General features: G+C 60.3%; 16 protein-coding genes. 14 read left to right on the plus strand and 2 right to left on the minus strand.

The genetic code is table 11. From position 1 onward, the window contains the following. The first annotated feature begins 124 nt into the window (after positions 1 to 124). From hisC to ABNT42_RS19820, 13 genes are all read left to right on the plus strand, one after another. Positions 125 to 1,234, plus strand: a complete 1,110-nt coding sequence (gene hisC / locus ABNT42_RS19760) for a histidinol-phosphate transaminase (protein WP_348699861.1) — start codon at positions 125 to 127, stop codon at positions 1,232 to 1,234. 57 nt (positions 1,235 to 1,291) lie between these two features. Beyond that, positions 1,292 to 2,194, plus strand: a complete 903-nt coding sequence (locus ABNT42_RS19765) for a prephenate dehydrogenase/arogenate dehydrogenase family protein (protein ID WP_348699863.1) — start codon at positions 1,292 to 1,294, stop codon at positions 2,192 to 2,194. A 26-nt stretch (positions 2,195 to 2,220) separates the two neighbouring features. Next, on the plus strand, positions 2,221 to 3,534 hold the full coding sequence (gene aroA / locus ABNT42_RS19770; RefSeq protein ID WP_348699865.1) for a 3-phosphoshikimate 1-carboxyvinyltransferase: 1,314 nt from the start codon (positions 2,221 to 2,223) through the stop codon (positions 3,532 to 3,534). Between the two features lie 5 nt (positions 3,535 to 3,539). Beyond that, complete coding sequence (cmk, locus tag ABNT42_RS19775) at positions 3,540 to 4,205, plus strand: (d)CMP kinase (protein WP_348699866.1); 666 nt, start codon at positions 3,540 to 3,542, stop codon at positions 4,203 to 4,205. A gap of 150 nt (positions 4,206 to 4,355) precedes the next feature. Further along, positions 4,356 to 6,032: a 30S ribosomal protein S1 gene (gene rpsA, locus ABNT42_RS19780; RefSeq protein ID WP_161039538.1), complete on the plus strand. Its 1,677-nt coding sequence runs from the start codon at positions 4,356 to 4,358 to the stop codon at positions 6,030 to 6,032. A 9-nt stretch (positions 6,033 to 6,041) separates the two neighbouring features. Then, positions 6,042 to 6,347, plus strand: coding sequence for an integration host factor subunit beta (locus tag ABNT42_RS19785; protein ID WP_161036683.1), 306 nt, complete (start codon positions 6,042 to 6,044; stop codon positions 6,345 to 6,347). 157 nt (positions 6,348 to 6,504) lie between these two features. Then, positions 6,505 to 6,807 carry a LapA family protein gene (locus tag ABNT42_RS19790; protein WP_155434665.1) on the plus strand — a complete coding sequence of 101 codons (303 nt, stop codon included), beginning with the start codon at positions 6,505 to 6,507 and terminating at the stop codon, positions 6,805 to 6,807. A gap of 9 nt (positions 6,808 to 6,816) precedes the next feature. Beyond that, positions 6,817 to 7,992 (plus strand): lipopolysaccharide assembly protein LapB, encoded by a 1,176-nt coding sequence (gene lapB / locus ABNT42_RS19795; protein WP_348699869.1) that lies wholly within the window; start codon positions 6,817 to 6,819, stop codon positions 7,990 to 7,992. 13 nt (positions 7,993 to 8,005) lie between these two features. Continuing rightward, a complete protein-coding gene (locus tag ABNT42_RS19800) occupies positions 8,006 to 9,373 on the plus strand; it encodes a UDP-glucose/GDP-mannose dehydrogenase family protein (protein ID WP_348699871.1) in 1,368 nt (455 codons plus the stop codon). Positions 9,374 to 9,383: 10 nt separating this feature from the next. After that, the gene (gene rfaE1, locus ABNT42_RS19805) at positions 9,384 to 10,325 is read left to right on the plus strand and encodes a D-glycero-beta-D-manno-heptose-7-phosphate kinase (protein WP_348699872.1); all 942 of its coding nucleotides are present in this window, start codon (positions 9,384 to 9,386) and stop codon (positions 10,323 to 10,325) included. 114 nt (positions 10,326 to 10,439) lie between these two features. Continuing rightward, entirely contained in the window at positions 10,440 to 10,799 is a 360-nt protein-coding gene (locus ABNT42_RS19810; protein WP_348699875.1) for a DUF655 domain-containing protein, read from the plus strand. 141 nt (positions 10,800 to 10,940) lie between these two features. Next, entirely contained in the window at positions 10,941 to 12,323 is a 1,383-nt protein-coding gene (locus tag ABNT42_RS19815; RefSeq protein WP_348699876.1) for a M28 family metallopeptidase, read from the plus strand. A gap of 231 nt (positions 12,324 to 12,554) precedes the next feature. After that, positions 12,555 to 13,883, plus strand: coding sequence for an MBL fold metallo-hydrolase (locus ABNT42_RS19820; protein WP_348699879.1), 1,329 nt, complete (start codon positions 12,555 to 12,557; stop codon positions 13,881 to 13,883). Positions 13,884 to 13,915: 32 nt separating this feature from the next. Here the strand turns inward: ABNT42_RS19820 and ABNT42_RS19825 are convergent, their stop codons facing one another. Further along, entirely contained in the window at positions 13,916 to 15,679 is a 1,764-nt protein-coding gene (locus tag ABNT42_RS19825) for an FAD-dependent oxidoreductase (RefSeq protein ID WP_348699881.1), read from the minus strand. 273 nt (positions 15,680 to 15,952) lie between these two features. Between ABNT42_RS19825 and cysM the strand changes: the two genes are divergently transcribed. Next, positions 15,953 to 16,855 carry a cysteine synthase CysM gene (gene cysM, locus ABNT42_RS19830; RefSeq protein ID WP_348699883.1) on the plus strand — a complete coding sequence of 301 codons (903 nt, stop codon included), beginning with the start codon at positions 15,953 to 15,955 and terminating at the stop codon, positions 16,853 to 16,855. A gap of 61 nt (positions 16,856 to 16,916) precedes the next feature. Here cysM and ABNT42_RS19835 read toward each other — a convergent pair whose 3' ends face one another. Further along, the gene (locus ABNT42_RS19835) at positions 16,917 to 17,255 is read right to left on the minus strand and encodes a hypothetical protein (protein WP_348699885.1); all 339 of its coding nucleotides are present in this window, start codon (positions 17,253 to 17,255) and stop codon (positions 16,917 to 16,919) included. Between the last annotated feature and the right edge of the window lie 201 nt (positions 17,256 to 17,456).

A 17,456-nucleotide genomic window follows, 5' to 3' on the forward strand; every position in this document is an offset into this window, starting at 1 on the left:
ACGCACAGAATTGCGGGCGGGTAGACACCGCCGAGTCTACCCGCCGCGAGTTGGCTGATGCCGTGAGAGCGGCATCGGCGTCGTTTTATTAATCGAGTATTTAACGAGAAAACAGAGAGAGACTATGTCCAACAATTACGGCCCAGACTACGTTCGCGCAATCGCCCCTTACCAGGCGGGCAAGCCCATCGCCGAGGTGGCACGCGAATTCGGCCTCGACGAAGAGGCTATCGTAAAACTGGCATCGAACGAGAACCCGTTCGGTGTACCCGCATCGGCTGTGCAAGCCATGAACGCTGCGGCGGCAGAACTGGGGCGCTATCCTGACGCCGCCGGCTTTGACCTGAAAGGCGCGCTGTCCAAGCGTTACGACGTACCGGCTGACTGGATCACGCTGGGTAACGGCAGTAACGATATTCTGGAAATCGCTGCCCACGCTTTCGTCGAGCGCGGCCAGTCGGTGGTGTACTCGCAATACTCGTTCGCCGTGTACGCACTGGCGACGCAAGGCATCGGTGCACGTCACATCGTGGTACCGGCCAAGAACCACGGCCATGATCTGGACGCCATGCTGGCAGCCATCGAAGCGGATACCCGTCTGCTGTTCATCGCCAACCCGAACAACCCGACCGGTACCTTCATTCCGGCCGCCGAGATTACTGCCTTCCTCGACAAGGTGCCAGCGCACGTAGTCGTCGTGCTGGACGAGGCCTATAACGAATTCCTCGCGACCGAGAACCAGTTCGAGTCGGCCGAATGGGTGAAAAAATATCCTAACCTGATGGTGTCGCGTACCTTCTCCAAGGCCTATGGTCTGGCCGGTCTGCGCGTAGGCTTCGCGATTGCCCAGCCGCCGCTGACCGACCTGATGAACCGCATCCGTCAGCCATTCAACGTCAACTCGCTGGCGCAGGCTGCGGCCATCGCGGCGCTGAACGACAAGGAATTCCTGCAGAAGAGCGCCGCCAACAACACGGCAGGCTATCAGCAGTTCGTCGAAGCGTTCGAGCAGCTGGGTCTGGAGTACGTGCCGTCCTACGGTAACTTCGTGCTGGTCAAAGTGGGCAGCGATGCCGGCGCCGGTGCACGCGTGAATCTGGCGCTGCTCAAGCAGGGTGTGATCGTGCGTCCGGTGGGTAACTACGGTCTGCCGGAGTGGCTGCGTATTTCCATCGGTCTGCCACAGGAAAACGCCGTGTTCATTGCGGCACTGACCAAGGCACTGGCCGAGTAAGTAGGTAAATCAGGCTGGCCTGAGCGGGCCAGCCGCTTGAAAGATAAAGCTGAATCAATGCTGAATAAAGTCGTCATCTTCGGTGTAGGTCTGATCGGTGGTTCGTTTGCGCGGGCGCTGAAACAGGCCGGTATGGTGGGTTCGGTCGTCGGCATGGGGCGTTCTACCGCCTCGCTGGCACGGGCGCAGGAGCTGGGCATTATCGACGTGATCGGTAGCGATATGGGGCAGGCGCTGCAAGGCGCCGACCTCGTGCTGCTGGCCGCGCCGGTGGCGCAGACGGAAGCGATCCTGTCGGCGCTGGCGCCGCACCTGCAGCCGGGCACCGTGGTGACCGACGCCGGCAGTACCAAGTCGGATGTGGTGGCTGCGGCGCAGCGCGCACTGGGTGCCAAACTGGCCCAGTTCGTGCCGGGCCACCCGATTGCCGGCCGCGAGACCAATGGCCCCGATGCGGCCATTGCCGATCTCTACGTCGGCAAGAAAGTAGTATTGACGCCTCTGCCGGAAAACAGCGCGGCCGATGTGGAAACCGTGGCCGCCGCATGGCGCGCCTGCCACGCCATCATCCACCGCCTGTCCGCCGAGGAGCATGACAAGGTGTTTGCCGCCGTAAGCCATCTGCCGCATTTGCTGGCGTATGCGCTGGTGGACGACATCGCCAACAAGCCGCATGCAGACTTACTGTTCCAGTATGCGGCCAGTGGCTTCCGCGATTTCACAAGGATCGCCGGATCGTCGCCCGAAATGTGGCGCGACATTAGCTTGGCCAATCAGACGGCATTGTTGACGGAGCTGGATGCATATCTGGCACAATTAACGGGCCTGCGTGCCCGTCTGGCCGCTGGTGACGGCGCGGCGCTGGAGGGCATCTATAGCAATGCCCAGCGCGCCCGCCACCAGTGGATCTCCGCGATCGAGGCGGCCGAGCAGCCGCCCGCGCAAGACCAAGCTGAATAAATAAGCTGAACACATCAGGAACTCGCATGACTCACGAATACATAGATCTGGCCACGGTGGCGCACGCCGAGGGCGCAGTCCGTCTGCCCGGCTCGAAATCCATTTCCAACCGCGTGCTGCTGCTGGCCGCACTGTCGCAGGGCGACGTACAGATCGTCGATCTGCTGGCCTCGGACGACACCGCCGTGATGCTGGCCGCGCTGCGCTCGCTGGGCGTGGAATGGCGCGAAGAGAAAACCGCTACGGGCACCATCCATCACGTCAAAGGTGTGGCAGGGGTACTGCCTAATGCCAAGGCCGACCTTTTCATGGGCAACGCTGGTACCGCTATCCGTCCGCTGACGGCAGCACTGGCCGTGATCGGCGGCGACTACACGCTGCACGGCGTACCGCGCATGCACGAGCGTCCTATCGGTGATCTGGTCGATGCGCTCAACGCGGCCGGCACTAATGTCGAATACACGGGCAACCCCGGCTTCCCGCCGCTGCACATCAAGCAGGGCAAGATCCACGCGCAGCGCCTGTCGGTGCGCGGCAATGTGTCGAGCCAGTTCCTGACGGCGCTGCTGATGGTGGCACCGCTGATGGCACGCGAACACGCGATTACCATCGAAGTGGAAGGCGAGCTGATTTCCAAGCCTTACATCGAGATCACCCTGAACCTGATCCGTCGTTTCGGCGTGCAGGTGGAGCAGGATGGCTGGGCTTCGTTCACGCTGCAGCCGGGGCAGGTGTACCAGTCGCCCGGCGTGATTCACGTCGAGGGTGACGCTTCCTCGGCGTCCTACTTCCTGGCGGCGGGCGCCATTGCTGGCGGTCCGGTACGGGTGGAAGGCGTGGGCAAGGACAGCATCCAGGGCGATGTGCGCTTTGTCGGCGCGCTGGAACAGATGGGCGCCCAGATCACCATGGGCGACAACTGGATCGAAGCGCGCTCGAACGGCGTGCTGAAAGCCATCGACGCCGATTTCAACCACATCCCCGATGCCGCCATGACCATCGCCGTGGCTGCCCTGTATGCGGACGGCACCAGCACGCTGCGCAATATCGCCAGCTGGCGCGTCAAGGAGACCGACCGTATCGCCGCCATGGCCACCGAGCTGCGCAAAGTGGGTGCCATCGTGGAAGAGGGGCCGGACTATATCCGCGTGACCCCACCGGCCGTGATCCAGCCTGCTACCATAGACACTTATGACGATCACCGCATGGCCATGTGTTTCTCGCTGGTAGCGCTGGACGGCGCTGCCCGCAAGGGAAATGTGATGCGGATCAATGATCCTAAATGTGTCGCCAAGACTTTCCCTGAATACTTCGCGGCATTTGCCGCGATTGCAAAATAGAAAATATGCCAACATCCATCATTCCTGTGATCACCATCGATGGCCCGACCGCGTCCGGCAAGGGTACGGTTGCCCATCGTGTGGCAGATCAACTCGGTTTCCACTATCTCGACTCGGGTGCGCTGTACCGCCTGACGGCGCTGTCGGCCTTGCGCCGCGGTACCGATCTGGCCGACGAGCATGCGCTGGCCAAGCTGGCCGAGCACCTGCAGTGCAGTTTTCAGGGCGGCGACATCATTCTGTCGCATGAAAACGTCACCGAGGCGATCCGTGCCGAAGCCGTGGGGAATGCAGCTTCCAAAATTGCAACTTTCCACGCCGTACGCCATGCGCTGCTAGGCCTGCAACTGGGCTTCCGCAAGGCGCCCGGTCTGGTGGCCGACGGGCGCGACATGGGCTCGGTGATCTTCCCGCACGCCGTGCTCAAGGTGTTTTTGACGGCCAGTGTGGCGGCGCGCGCCGAACGCCGGTATAAGCAATTGATAGCTAAGGGAATTTCTGCTAATATGGATGATCTGCTGAAGGATTTGCAGGCGCGCGACGAGCGCGACACCAATCGGGCCGTAGCGCCGCTGGTGCCGCCCGAAGGCGCGCTGGTGCTCGACACCTCGGAAATCAACGCCGAACAGGCGGTGGCGCAGGTGCTGGCATGGTATGCCGCTGCCAAGTAAGCGCTCACAGCAGAACAGAACACGCAGTACCGTAACGAGTTAGTAGGTAGTTTAGTAGTCCGGCAGTAAGTAGTACTTTTATCAACCCTAACCCAATTGAAGTCGCATTTCGCGAGCCTTGTTGGTAACCTGGAAGTCATAATGTCTAATATGGAAAGTTTTGCAGCCCTCTTCGAAGAATCCCTGTCGCGTCAAGACATGCGTTCGGGCGAAGTGATCTCGGCTGAAGTCGTTCGTCTGGATCACAACTTCGTGATCGTCAACGCCGGCCTGAAATCGGAAGCATTCATCCCTGTTGAAGAATTCAAAAATGACCAAGGCGAACTGGAAGTCAAAGTAGGCGACTTCGTTTCCGTGGCCATCGAATCGCTGGAAAATGGTTTCGGCGATACCATCCTGTCGCGCGACAAAGCCAAGCGTCTGGCTTCGTGGCTGGCACTGGAAAAAGCCATGGAATCGGGCGAGATCGTTGTCGGTACCGTCAATGGCAAAGTCAAGGGCGGTCTGACCGTTCTGACCAACGGCATCCGCGCCTTCCTGCCAGGCTCGCTGGTAGACACCCGTCCAGTAAAAGACACCACCCCATTCGAAGGCAAAACCCTCGAATTCAAAGTGATCAAACTGGATCGCAAGCGTAACAACGTGGTTCTGTCGCGTCGCGCCGTTATCGAAGCTTCGATGGGCGAAGAGCGTCAGAAACTGATGGAAACCCTGAAAGAAGGCACCGTGGTGACCGGCGTTGTGAAAAACATCACCGACTACGGCGCGTTCGTGGATCTGGGCGGCATCGACGGCCTGCTGCACATCACCGACCTGGCATGGCGTCGTGTACGTCACCCATCGGAAGTGCTGACCGTGGGTCAAGAAATCACCGCTAAAGTCCTGAAATACGATCAAGAGAAGAACCGTGTTTCGCTGGGCGTGAAGCAACTGGGCGATGACCCATGGACCGGTCTGTCGCGTCGTTACCCACAAGGCACCCGTCTGTTCGGTAAAGTCACCAACCTGACCGACTACGGCGCGTTCGTGGAAGTGGAACAAGGTATCGAAGGTCTGGTACACGTTTCCGAAATGGACTGGACCAACAAGAACGTTGCTCCTAACAAAGTTGTCCAACTGGGCGACGAAGTAGAAGTGATGGTTCTGGAGATCGACGAAGAGCGTCGTCGTATCTCGCTGGGCATGAAACAGTGCAAAGCCAACCCATGGGACGACTTCGGTGTTACCCACAAGAAGGGCGATAAAGTCAAAGGCGCGATCAAATCGATCACCGACTTCGGCGTGTTCATCGGCCTGGCTGGCAACATCGACGGTCTGGTACACCTGTCCGACCTGTCGTGGACCGAAACCGGCGAAGAAGCCGTACGTCGCTTCAAGAAAGGTGACGAACTGGAAGCCATCGTTCTGGCTATCGACGTTGAGCGTGAGCGCGTATCCCTGGGCGTTAAGCAACTGGAAGGCGACCCATTCAACAACTTCGCAGCGATGAACGACAAAGGTGCTCTGGTTTCGGGTACCGTGAAATCGGTTGAGCCTAAAGGCGCCGTGATCGCTCTGTCGGAAGAAGTTGAAGGCTACCTGCGCGCTTCGGAAATCTCGCGTGACCGCGTGGAAGACGCTGGCACCCACCTGAAAGTGGGCGACACCGTTGAAGCGCTGGTAATCAACATCGATCGCAAAGCTCGCAGCATCCAGCTGTCGATCAAAGCGAAAGATAGCGCTGAGACCGCAGAAGCCATGCAGAAAATGGCAACCGACAGCAACGCTGCTTCGGGCACCACCAGCCTGGGCGCTCTGCTGAAAGCCAAGTTCGATAACAAGAACTAAGACTAGTCGATGACCAAGTCCGAGTTGATCAACCGTCTGGCTGAGCGTTACTCTCAGCTGGTGGCGAAAGATGCGGAATATGCGGTCAAGACCATCCTCGATGCCATGACCAACGCTTTGGCGAGTGGTCAGCGCATCGAGATCCGTGGTTTTGGCAGCTTTGCCCTCAATAGCCGCCCCCCGCGTATCGGACGTAATCCGAAATCGGGTGATAAAGTGATGGTGCCGGAAAAACGGGTGCCGCACTTTAAACCGGGCAAGCAATTGCGCGAACGGGTGGATGCCATGGTCGGGCAACCGATCATCGAGGACTGAGCGTCTGAAGGTTAGAAGAGAAAAGCGGCGTCTGCGGATGCCGCTTTTTTTATGCCCGTGGCATGCTCGCCATGGGGGGAAACGTCGTAAATTTTTGCGCAAAGGCGTTTCTAGTGCATACTTGCGCTCTTGGAATTGATGAACAGGAAGCAGGCTGATGAAATTACTATCCACCCTGATAGGTTGCGTTCTTTTTGTCCTGTTTTTCGGCTTTGCGCTGAAGAACACGCAGGAGGTCGATCTGCACCTTTTCCTGCACTATGATCTGCACGGCCCGCTGGTGCTGATGCTGCTCGGTTTCTTTGTGGCCGGCGCCTTCCTCGGCGTGCTGGCGCTGACGCCGACGGTGTTCCGCCATCGCCGCGAAACCAATAAACATAAAACCACGATCACGACGCTGCAAAGCTCGGCGCTGCAGGCGCAAGCCCAGCCGCAGCCGGATAGCGTCAAACCACAATAAATACAAAGCATGGAATTAGAACTCTGGTGGTTACTGGGTATCCCCGTCTTTTTCGGACTGGGCTGGGTCGCCGCACGCGTCGACATCCGTCAACTGGTGTCGGAATCGCGCACGCTGCCGCGTGGCTATTTCAAAGGCCTGAATTTCCTGCTCAACGAGCAGCCCGATAAAGCCATCGATGCCTTCATCGACATCGTGCGTATGGACCCGGAATCGGCCGATATGCACTTCGCGTTGGGGAACCTGTTCCGCCGCCGTGGCGAGACCGAGCGTGCTATCCGCGTGCACCAGAATCTGCTGGCCCGTCCCGATCTGCCCGTCGAGCAGAAAGAGCACGCCCAGTACGAACTGGGCATGGACTATCTGAAAGCGGGTCTGCTGGACCGCGCCGAAGAAACCTTTAACGCCATGCTGCAGGGCCAGTACGCGGTGCAGGCCCGTAAAGCCCTGCTGGAGATCTTCCAGCGCGAGAAAGAATGGCAGCGTGCCATCGAAGCGGCGCTGGCGCTGCAGGAAGCCGGTGCCGGTTCGCGCCAGAAGGAAATCGCCCAGTTCTATTGCGAGCTGGCGCAGGACGCGCTGGTGCACCTGCACCCGCAGGATGCGCTGGTACTGCTGGAAAAATCGCTGCAGGCCGATCGCGTCAATGTACGCGCCACCATGCTGATCGGTGATGCCCAGCTGGCGCAGGGCGATGTGGAAGCGGCGCTGCTGACCTGGCGTCGCGTCGAGCAGATCAGCGTGCCGCATACGGCGCTGGTGGCGCAGCGCATGATGGATGGCTACAGCAAAGTAGGGCGCCCGCAGGAAGGCGTCAACCTGCTCAAATCCTATCTGGAGCAGGCTTCCTCGATCGACCTGATCGAAGTGGTCTACAAGGCCGTGCTGGAACTCGATGGCGTGGCTGCGGCCAAGCAGCTGGTGGTGGATGAATTGCGCCGTACCCCGACCCTGCTGGGACTGGACAAGCTGCTGGAAGCGCGCCTGATGGATGCGCCGGTTTCCATCGTCTCGGAACTGTCCATGGTCAAGAATCTGGTCCACGGTTACACGCAGAAGCTGGCGCGCTATCAGTGCAGCCACTGCGGCTTTAAAGCGCGCCAGTTCTACTGGCAGTGCCCGGGATGCAGCCGCTGGGAGACTTACCCGCCGCGCCGCACCGAAGAACTCAATGTGATGAATTAAGAAGAGTAACACCATGAAAATTACCATTATCGGCACGGGCTATGTAGGTCTGGTCACGGGCGCCTGTCTGGCGGAGCTGGGCAACGACGTGTTCTGTCTGGACGTGGATCAGAAGAAGATCGATCTGCTCAATAACGGCGGCATTCCTATCCACGAGCCGGGGCTGGAAGAAGTGGTGGCGCGCAACCGCGCCGCTGGCCGTCTGCAGTTCTCCACCGACGTTGCCGCCTCCGTGGCGCACGGCACGCTGCAGTTCATCGCCGTTGGTACGCCACCGGATGAAGATGGCTCGGCCGACCTGCAATATGTACTGGCCGCTGCCCGCAACATCGGCAAGCACATGACGGAATTCAAAGTCATCGTCGACAAATCCACCGTGCCGGTAGGGACTGCCGACCGCGTTAAAGCGGCCGTGCAGGAAGAACTGACGGCGCGTGGCGCCGAGGCCAAATTCTCCGTTGTGTCGAATCCGGAATTCCTCAAGGAAGGCGCGGCCGTCGAAGACTTCATGCGTCCGGACCGTATCGTGATCGGCTATGACAGCACGCCGGAAGGCGAGAAGGCCCATGGCCTGATGAAGAAGCTGTACACACCGTTCAACCGTAACCACGAACGTACTTTCTGGATGGACGTGCGTTCGGCCGAGTTCACCAAATATGCGGCCAACGCCATGCTGGCCACCCGTATCTCGTTCATGAACGAGCTGGCCAATCTGGCCGATCAGGTGGGCGCCGATATCGAAGCCGTACGTCACGGCATCGGCTCCGATCCCCGCATCGGTCACAGCTTCCTGTACGCCGGTGCCGGCTACGGCGGCTCCTGCTTCCCGAAAGACGTGCAGGCGCTGGAACGTACGGCACGCCAGTACGATCAGGACCTGCTGATCCTGCGCGCAGTAGAAGCTGTCAACGATAAGCAGAAGCTGGTGCTGGGCCAGAAAGTGGTCAAGCGCTTCGGCGCTGACCTGAGCGGCAAGCATTTTGCCGTCTGGGGTCTGGCGTTCAAACCGAACACCGACGATATGCGCGAAGCGCCAGCCCGCGTGCTGATCCGCCAGCTGCTCGATGCTGGCGCCAGCATTGCCGTGTACGATCCGGTGGCCATGGCCGAAGCCAAGCGCGTGCTGGCACTGGATCTGAGCGCCGAGGAACTGGCCCGTATCCGCTTCGCCAGCAGCCCGATGGATACCCTGACGGATGCCGAAGCGCTGGTAATCGTGACGGAATGGAAGGCCTTCCGTAGTCCGGACTTCGACCGTATCAAAGGCGCGCTTAAGCAAGCCATCATCTTCGACGGCCGCAATCTGTTCGAGCCGGAAGTGATGGCCGAAGCAGGCTTCGAGTACCACGGCATCGGCCGTTCCATCCTGACCCGCGCATAACGAGGCTGCCGTGACGACGAGTGTGACTGTAGCGCCGGCACTGGATCAGGTGCGCGTGCTGGTAGTAGGCGACGTAATGCTGGACCGCTACTGGTTCGGTGACGTGAGCCGGATTTCGCCGGAAGCGCCGGTGCCTATCGTGCGGATCGAGAAGCGCGAAGCGCGTCTGGGCGGCGCCGCCAACGTGGCGCGCAATGCGGCTGCACTGGGCGCCCATGCCGGCCTGCTGGGCGTGGTGGGCGACGATGAGGCGGGTGATGAAGTGGCGCAGTTGCTGGAAAGCGGCGGCATCCACAGCTACCTGAAACGCGACGCAGCGATTTCCACCATCATCAAGCTGCGCGTGATCGGCCGTCAGCAGCAGATGGTGCGCATCGATTTCGAAGAAGCTCCTACTGACACCGTGCTGCGCGATAAACTAGTGCAGTTCAAGGCGCTGCTCAATGACTACGACGTGATTGTGCTGTCCGACTATGCCAAAGGCAGTCTGGTGAATGTGGCCGATATGGTGACCTCGGCCCGCGCCGCTGGCAAAGTGGTGATGGTTGACCCGAAAGGTGACGACTTCACGCGCTACACGGGTGCCACCGTACTGACCCCGAACAAAGCGGAAATGCGCCGCATCGTGGGCGACTGGCGTAGCGAAGAAGAACTGACGGCCAAAGCGCAGAAAATGCGTAGCGACCTGAAACTCGATGCCTTGCTGCTGACCCGTTCGGAAGAGGGCATGACGCTGTACACGGAAGGCGAGCAATTCCACATGCCGGCACAGGCACGCGAAGTGTTCGATGTGTCTGGTGCCGGCGACACCGTGATCGCCACCATGGCCGCCATGCTGGGCGCGGGCGCTAGCTGGCAGGAAGCGGTGCAGACGGCCAATCGCGCCGGCGGCATCGTGGTTGGCAAACTGGGCACGGCCACCGTCACGCGCGAGGAACTGTTCCCCGCTTGATCTAGCTCAGCTTCTGTAGTCTTCCAGGGCGTCAGCGCGTCAACCGCGCTGGCGCCCTGTCGTTATGGGGCTTCAAGGTGCGATGGTCGCCCTTGCAACCTATGGGAGAGTGACATGATGCGGAAACTGATACTGGCTGTAGCCACGCTGGTGGCCAGCATGAGCTTTGCGTTCGCGCAGGTGGATGTCAACAAGGCCGATGCGGCCGCGCTGGACGCCGTCAAAGGCATAGGTCCGGCCAAGACCAAGGCTATACTGGACGAGCGCAAGAAGGGTGAATTCAAGGACTGGGCCGATCTGGAGCAGCGCGTCAAAGGCATAGGCGGCAAGAATGCGGCCAAACTGTCGGCGGCGGGGCTGGTGGTGAACGGCAAATCGATGGAAGGTGCACCGGCCGTGGCCACCCCGGCCAGCAAAACCAGCAAGGCCGCCAAGGCCGACAAATCGGCGCCGGCTGCGCCAGCGGGCAAATGAAGCTTAGGCCGTGGTAGTGCTAGTTGCTTGATCCTTGCCCGCAGCGCAAAGCTGCGGGTTTTTGTTTGAGAATTGTTTCAGAGCGAAAATTCAGTGCGGTGACGTGAGAAGATAGCCGGATATCTTCCCCGGAGACCATCGATGTACCTGAAACCGCTGACCCTGAGCGTGGCCGTGCTGGCTGCCATGACTAATTACGCTGCACAGGCAGCCACTGCCGATGCCGGCCCCGATACGCGCCGCCATCAGGCCCAGATCGATCAGATCGTCAAACAGATATCGCCGCAGCGCATCGAAGGCTATGTGCGCAAGCTGGTGAGCTTCCGCACCCGCCATACCATGTCGGACACGGTTTCCGAGACGGAAGGCATCGGTGCGGCACGGCGCTGGATCAAGGCCGAACTGGAGCGCTGTGGGGCTGCGGCAGGTGGGCGCTTGCAGGTGGCGTTCGATAGCCACATTGCGCCGGTGTCCGCGCGCATCAGCCGCCCCACGGAAATCGTCAACGTCGTGGCTACGCTGGCCGGCACGCAAGATGCTTCGCGCGAGCGCATGTATGTGGTCAGTGGCCATTATGATTCGCGCAATACCGACGTGATGGATGCAACGGGCGACGCACCGGGCGCCAACGATGACGCCTCCGGTACGGCGGCCGTGATGGAAATGGCCTGCGTAATGGCGCGTTATCAGTTCGACGCCACGCTGGTGTTCATGACGGTGGCGGCGGAAGAGCAGGGCTTGCTGGGGGCGGCGCACTGGGCCGAGCAGGCCAAACAGAAAAATCTGAACATCGCCGGCATGATCACCAACGACATCATCGGCAGTTCGCGTGACGAGCACGGCAAGATCGACAACCAGCAGGTGCGCCTGTTTGCCGAAGGGCTACCGGTACAGAAAGAAAACAGCGACGTAGTACGCACCCTGATCCAGACGGGCGGCGAGAACGACTCGCTATCGCGCCAGCTGGCACGCTCCGTCAAGGAATCGGGCGAGCGCTATGTAGCGGGCTTCAAAGTCAACGTGATCCAGCGGCGCGACCGCTATCTGCGTGGCGGCGACCACATGCCCTTCCTCGAACGGGGCTACGCAGCGCTGCGGTTTACCGAACCGGCGGAAGACTTCAACCACCAGCACCAGAATATCCGCACCGAAAACGGCGTGCTGATAGGCGATCTGCCGCAGTACAACGACTACGCCTACATCGCGCAGGTAGCGCGGGTAAATGCGGCCGCGCTAGGCACGCTGGCATTGGCGCCGGCGGCACCGGCCAAGGTGCAGGTACGCACCTCCAAGCTACAGAACGACACCGAACTGGTCTGGCAAGCCAATGCCGAGCCGGATCTAGCCGGCTACCGCGTGGTCTGGCGCGAAACAGGCGCGGCTGACTGGCAGGGCAGCCGTTTCGTCGGCAAAGCCACCGAAGCCACGCTGGCGCTATCGAAAGACAACTACTACTTCGGCGTGCAGGCCGTAGACAAGGACGGCAACGTCAGCCCCGCCACCTATCCCGTTCCCCTCCGGTAACTTCCTAACTTCGGGGTCAGATCTGTCATTCGGACACTCAAGCAGCACGATTGAGATGCATCAATCGTGCTGCTTTGTTTTGTGATGCGAGCTTTACCAAGCGCTTCCTCATTTCATGCTGACTGCCAAATTGCTCAATATTGAGCAGCCTCAATAGTGTGCCGTCGATGTCCGAATGACAGATCTGACCCCGAATGGCGAATTGGGTTTAGGATTTGTTACTATGGCGGAATGACTCTGAAGATTTCCCGCATTCTGCATGCCGGCTATGTGTTTGAGTGCGCTGGCCGGCGCATTGTTTTCGATCCCGTATTCGAGAACCCGTTTAGCCGTAACTGCTACGCTTTTCCTGCCGTGCGCTTCGATCTGGCCCAGGTCCGTGCGCTGCAGGTCGATGCGGTGTTTATTTCGCATTTTCATGATGATCACTGTTCGTTCGAGAGTCTGGAACTGCTCGATCGTGCGACGCCTATCTATCTGTACTGCCATTTCGAGGAGTTGTTCGAGCTGATCCGTCAGCTGGGTTTCCGCGATGTGCGTTCCCTCAAGGTGGATCAGCCCGTTCACATCGGGCCGTTCGAGGTGATCCCCCGCCGTGCACTCGATGCCGATGTCGATTCGATGTTCCATGTGCGCGCAGAAGGTCTGAATGTGCTCAATGTGGTCGACGCGTGGATGGACCCGGATACGCTGGAGCAATTGGCACCCTATGCGCCGTGGGATATGGTGCTGTGGCCTTTCCAGACCATGCGCGAGGTGGATGTGATCGCGCCTAGCCGCGCCAGCCGCGCGCCGCACCAGCTCCCCGAGGAATGGCCGCAGCAGCTGCAGGCGCTGGCGCCGCGCTACGTGGTGCCCAGTTCCTGCCAGTTCGTGCAGGAGCCTTGGTCGTGGTACAACCATGCGATGTTCCCGGTGACGTATCGCCAGTTTGCCGCGGCGCTGGCCCAGTGGCTGCCGCATACGCAGGTGGTACGCATGAACCCTTCTGTCAGCTTCGAGCTGAGCGCGCAGGGACTGCAGGCTGCGGCGCCTTTGCCGTGGGTGATACCGGTGGGCGAGCAGGAGGTCGATTTCGATTATCAGCCGGATCTGGTGCCGCCGCCGACGGCGCAGATTGCACGCCACTTTGATACGCTCACTGCGGAACAGACGGCGCTGGCGCTGGCGTTCTGTCGCGAGGGGCTGCTGCATAAGTATCGCGAGATGGAGCTGCCCGAGGAGAGCTATTTTGCCGCTGCCTGCGGCTGGCAATTGAGCGTGTTCGATCACGCGGGCAGGGCACAGCAGTTCCGCTACCGTATCCATGGCGACGAGATCGAACTTGATGACAGTATCGCGACGCCACAGTGGCAGACCGAGATACCGCTGGCCAAACTATATGCCGGTCTGGCGCTCGGTGAATCGCTGACGTCGATGTACGTGCGCATCCACGGCGCACCGGAGGACGCCGATGTGGTGGACGACCCCTTGATCCGCTGCCTGTTCAATGACGCGTTTGCCGCCTACCAGGCAGCCCAGCTACGCCGCATACAGGCGCGCACTCCGACGACAGACTAGTCGCCCTGGTGGCGCCTGCAAAACGCGCCCGGTTAAGCCTTGGTCAGCGGCAGGTTGGCGAGGAAGGCGTGAATCTGCGCCACCACGGCCGCGCCTTCGCCCACGGCGGCAGCCACGCGCTTGGTGGAGCCGGCCCTTACGTCGCCGATCGCAAACACGCCCGGCACGCTGGTTTCCAGTGCCGCCCGCGCCGGCAGATCGGGCGGATAGACGCCGTTGCTGAAGTTGGCGCGGCACTGGGCTTTGGTGACGTCGAAGCCGGTGCGGATGAAGCCATGCTGGTCCACGTCCACCCCGCAATCCGCTAGCCAGCCCGTGTTGGGATCGGCGCCGATGAACAGGAATACCCGACACACTGGATAGTCGGTTTCCTGCGCGCTCGGCGCATGGCGTACCCGCACTTGCCGCAAACCGTCGTCGTCGCCTTCCAGTGCGACGATTTCGCTTTGCGTGTGCAGGGTGATGTTGGGGGTTGCTTCGATGCGTTCGATCAGGTAGCTGGACATGGTGGAGACCAGGCTGTCTTTGCGGATCAGCATGTGCACATGCTTGGCCTGGGTAGACAGAAATACGGCTGCCTGTCCGGCCGAATTGCCGCCGCCGACGAGGACGATCTGTTCGTTCTTGCACAACTGGCCTTCGATGGGCGAAGCCCAGTAGTACACCCCTTTGCCTTCGAACTGGCGCAGATTGGCCAGCGAAGGGCGGCGATAGCGCGCCCCGCACGACAGCACCACGGTGCGCGCCTGCAGGCGCTGTAGGCTGCCGCACATTTCCACCTGTAGCGGGTAGGTGTCGCACAGCAGCCGTCCGGCCGGTGCGGGGATGGCCACCTCGACGCCGAATTTCTGGGTCTGTACGTAGGCCCGTCCGGCCAGTGCGCGCCCCGTGATTCCGGTGGGGAAGCCGAGGAAGTTTTCGATGCGGGCGCTGGCTGCCGCCTGCCCGCCCGAGGCGCGGGTTTCCAGCACCAGTACCGACAAACCTTCCGAGGCGGCATATACGGCCGCTGCCAAGCCTGCCGGCCCGGCACCGACGATGATTACATCCCATACTTTGTCGCTATCGAGCTGGGGCAGCATGCCCAGACAGCGGCCGATGTCGACCACGGTGGGGTTGTGTTTGACCACGCCGTCGGGACAGACCACCAGCGGTAGCTCGTCCGGCTTGGGCTGGTAGTGCGCCATCAGCGCGGCCGCCTGCGCACTGTGTTCGGGGTCTAGCACTTCGTAAGGATGGCCGTTGGCAGACAGGAAGCTTTGCAGCGTATGCAGGCGGCCATGGCCGCGCGGCGCCACCAGCACCGGGCCGCCCGAATTCAGGGACAGCAGGCCGACGCGGCGCAGGATCAGCGCGCGCACAATACGCTCGCCCAGATCGGCATGGGCGATCAGCAGGGCGCGCAGCGATTCCGGCTGGATCAGCAGCACTTCCGTGTCGCCCACGGCGCGGCCATTGGCCAGCGATGGCCGGCCCGACAACTGCGCCACCTCGCCGCCGAACTGGCCGGCCTGATGGAAGGTGATGTGGGCGGTATTGCCTAGCCCGTCGTAGCGGCTGACTTCGATCTGGCCCTGCAATACTAGTACCAGCCCGAAGCTGGTCTGGCCAGCGCGGAAGATCCACTCACCATCCTCGAACTGGCGCACCGTGCCGAAGCGCAGCATGTGCTTCACATCGCTTTCGCTCAGGGTGGGGAAGATCTGGTGGCGACGGGTGTCGAGGTCGATGCCGGGCCCAGAGACGGGTTCATCGGCAGTCAGTTCAGGCAGCATTTCCGGGCTATTGTTGGGCATAGCAGTCCTGCGCAGAAAGTGGTGTGAGGGGTGCTGCCAGTCTAGCGGAAGCCGCGCGGCAGGTGTACGAACTTGCATGCCGCTGGCGGCATAAAAGCCACGGCTGTTGCTGTTTGACGTGAGTTTTTCGTATATGGCGCAGGCTTGCAATTCGGAAAACCTGCTAGCAGCCATGAATCGTGCAAGTTTCTTCGTTACGGGGCGGGGTTTCAAGCAAGGCGGGGGCTTATGGGATTAAAATGGGGTTTTGGTTAGGCACGAATACACAACAAGATGGCTTATAAAACCCTCGCAGATACGATAGGCAATACCCCGCTGGTTCAATTGATCAACCTGCCCGGTGCGGAGGCGCAGGCGCGCAACAACATTATTCTGGGCAAGCTGGAAGGCAATAATCCCGCGGGCTCCGTCAAGGACCGCGCCGCCATGTCCATGCTCAAGCGGGCCGAGGAACGGGGCGACATCAAGCCGGGCGATACCCTGATCGAAGCGACCAGTGGCAATACGGGCATCGCGCTGGCCATGGCGGCGGCGCTGCGCGGCTATAAGATGCTGCTGCTGATGCCGGAAAATCTGAGCGTGGAACGGCGCCAGAGCATGGCTGCTTACGGCGCCCAGATCATGCTGACGCCCAAGACGGGCGGGATGGAATATGCGCGTGATATGGCCGAGCAGTTGCAGAAAGATGGCAAGGGCATCATTCTGGATCAGTTTGCCAACGGCGATAATGCGCGCGCTCACTACGAAGGCACGGGGCCGGAAATCTGGCGCGATACTGAAGGCCGTGTGACTCATTTCGTCAGCGCCATGGGCACCACGGGTACCATCATGGGCGTGTCGCGCTACCTGAAGGAACAGAATCCCAACGTGCAAATTATTGGCGCCGAACCGGAAGAAGGTTCGTCCATCCCCGGCATCCGCAAATGGCCGGAAGCCTATCTGCCGAAAATCTATGACCGTAGCCGCGTCGATCAGGTGGAGTCGGTATCGCAGGCTGCGGCCGAACGCATGGCGCGCCGGCTGGCCGCGGAAGAGGGCATCTTCTGCGGTATCTCCGCTGCTGGTGCGTGCGAAATCGCCCTGCGCATTTCCCAGACGGTAGAGAACGCCACCATCGTGTTCATCGTCTGCGATCGCGGTGACCGCTATCTGTCCACCGGCGTGTTCCCGGCCTGATAACAAAAAACCTCATCGCCGTTGCCGGGGATGAGGTTAGTTTGCAGGACGCAGGGGGCGATCAGTTCTGGCCGCCGCCCGATTCGCCTTCTTTCGGTTTGAACTGCTTGTCGCTGATGCGGAACTTGTTACGACGGTCGCCCATCAGATAACGCAGGTCGCGAATGCTCAGGTCGCTAACTTCGTGCATACGGATCAGCAGCGAAGCACCGACTGGCAGACGGTGGTGACGGATTTTACTGATGACTGGTGGCGCTACTTCCAGTGCGCGCGACAGTGCTGCGTCGTTTTTCAGGCGCAGGTTTTCAATCAGGGTATCCAGCAGGCGGTTGGGATTGTACTGCAGCAGATCATCGCCATCCGCATCGTTGTTCATGTCTATGCCGACTTGGTTTGTCATGATTTCGTTTTTTCCTTCTGTAAAGTTGTCCTGCAAAGTACAACACTCGGAGCTCGCTTAGCTGCGTTCACGTTCTTCCTTACCAGGAACGAATTCACACACGGACGGATTCCGGGATAACAATTTTCATAATATATACACAATTGTACCTAACTCATACCCATAAGCAACAAGAATCACGCTGCGTTTGGGTACTGTTGT

The organism is Duganella fentianensis, from assembly GCF_964031615.1.
In the GTDB taxonomy this organism is placed as follows: Bacteria; Pseudomonadota; Gammaproteobacteria; order Burkholderiales; family Burkholderiaceae_D; genus Rugamonas; species Rugamonas fentianensis_A.

Excerpts from the sequence above, each read along its gene's own strand:
- ABNT42_RS19785 (WP_161036683.1), top strand. The coding sequence starts at position 6,042 with ATGACCAAGTCCGAGTTGATCAACCGTCTGGCTGAGCGTTACTCTCAG.
- aroA (WP_348699865.1), top strand. The coding sequence starts at position 2,221 with ATGACTCACGAATACATAGATCTGGCCACGGTGGCGCACGCCGAGGGC.
- ABNT42_RS19835 (WP_348699885.1), bottom strand. The coding sequence starts at position 17,255 with ATGACAAACCAAGTCGGCATAGACATGAACAACGATGCGGATGGCGAT.
- cmk (WP_348699866.1), top strand. The coding sequence starts at position 3,540 with ATGCCAACATCCATCATTCCTGTGATCACCATCGATGGCCCGACCGCG.
- lapB (WP_348699869.1), top strand. The coding sequence starts at position 6,817 with ATGGAATTAGAACTCTGGTGGTTACTGGGTATCCCCGTCTTTTTCGGA.
- cysM (WP_348699883.1), top strand. The coding sequence starts at position 15,953 with ATGGCTTATAAAACCCTCGCAGATACGATAGGCAATACCCCGCTGGTT.
- ABNT42_RS19810 (WP_348699875.1), top strand. The coding sequence starts at position 10,440 with ATGATGCGGAAACTGATACTGGCTGTAGCCACGCTGGTGGCCAGCATG.
- ABNT42_RS19820 (WP_348699879.1), top strand. The coding sequence starts at position 12,555 with ATGACTCTGAAGATTTCCCGCATTCTGCATGCCGGCTATGTGTTTGAG.
- ABNT42_RS19790 (WP_155434665.1), top strand. The coding sequence starts at position 6,505 with ATGAAATTACTATCCACCCTGATAGGTTGCGTTCTTTTTGTCCTGTTT.
- ABNT42_RS19765 (WP_348699863.1), top strand. The coding sequence starts at position 1,292 with ATGCTGAATAAAGTCGTCATCTTCGGTGTAGGTCTGATCGGTGGTTCG.
- hisC (WP_348699861.1), top strand. The coding sequence starts at position 125 with ATGTCCAACAATTACGGCCCAGACTACGTTCGCGCAATCGCCCCTTAC.
- rpsA (WP_161039538.1), top strand. The coding sequence starts at position 4,356 with ATGGAAAGTTTTGCAGCCCTCTTCGAAGAATCCCTGTCGCGTCAAGAC.
- ABNT42_RS19815 (WP_348699876.1), top strand. The coding sequence starts at position 10,941 with ATGTACCTGAAACCGCTGACCCTGAGCGTGGCCGTGCTGGCTGCCATG.
- ABNT42_RS19800 (WP_348699871.1), top strand. The coding sequence starts at position 8,006 with ATGAAAATTACCATTATCGGCACGGGCTATGTAGGTCTGGTCACGGGC.
- ABNT42_RS19825 (WP_348699881.1), bottom strand. The coding sequence starts at position 15,679 with ATGCCCAACAATAGCCCGGAAATGCTGCCTGAACTGACTGCCGATGAA.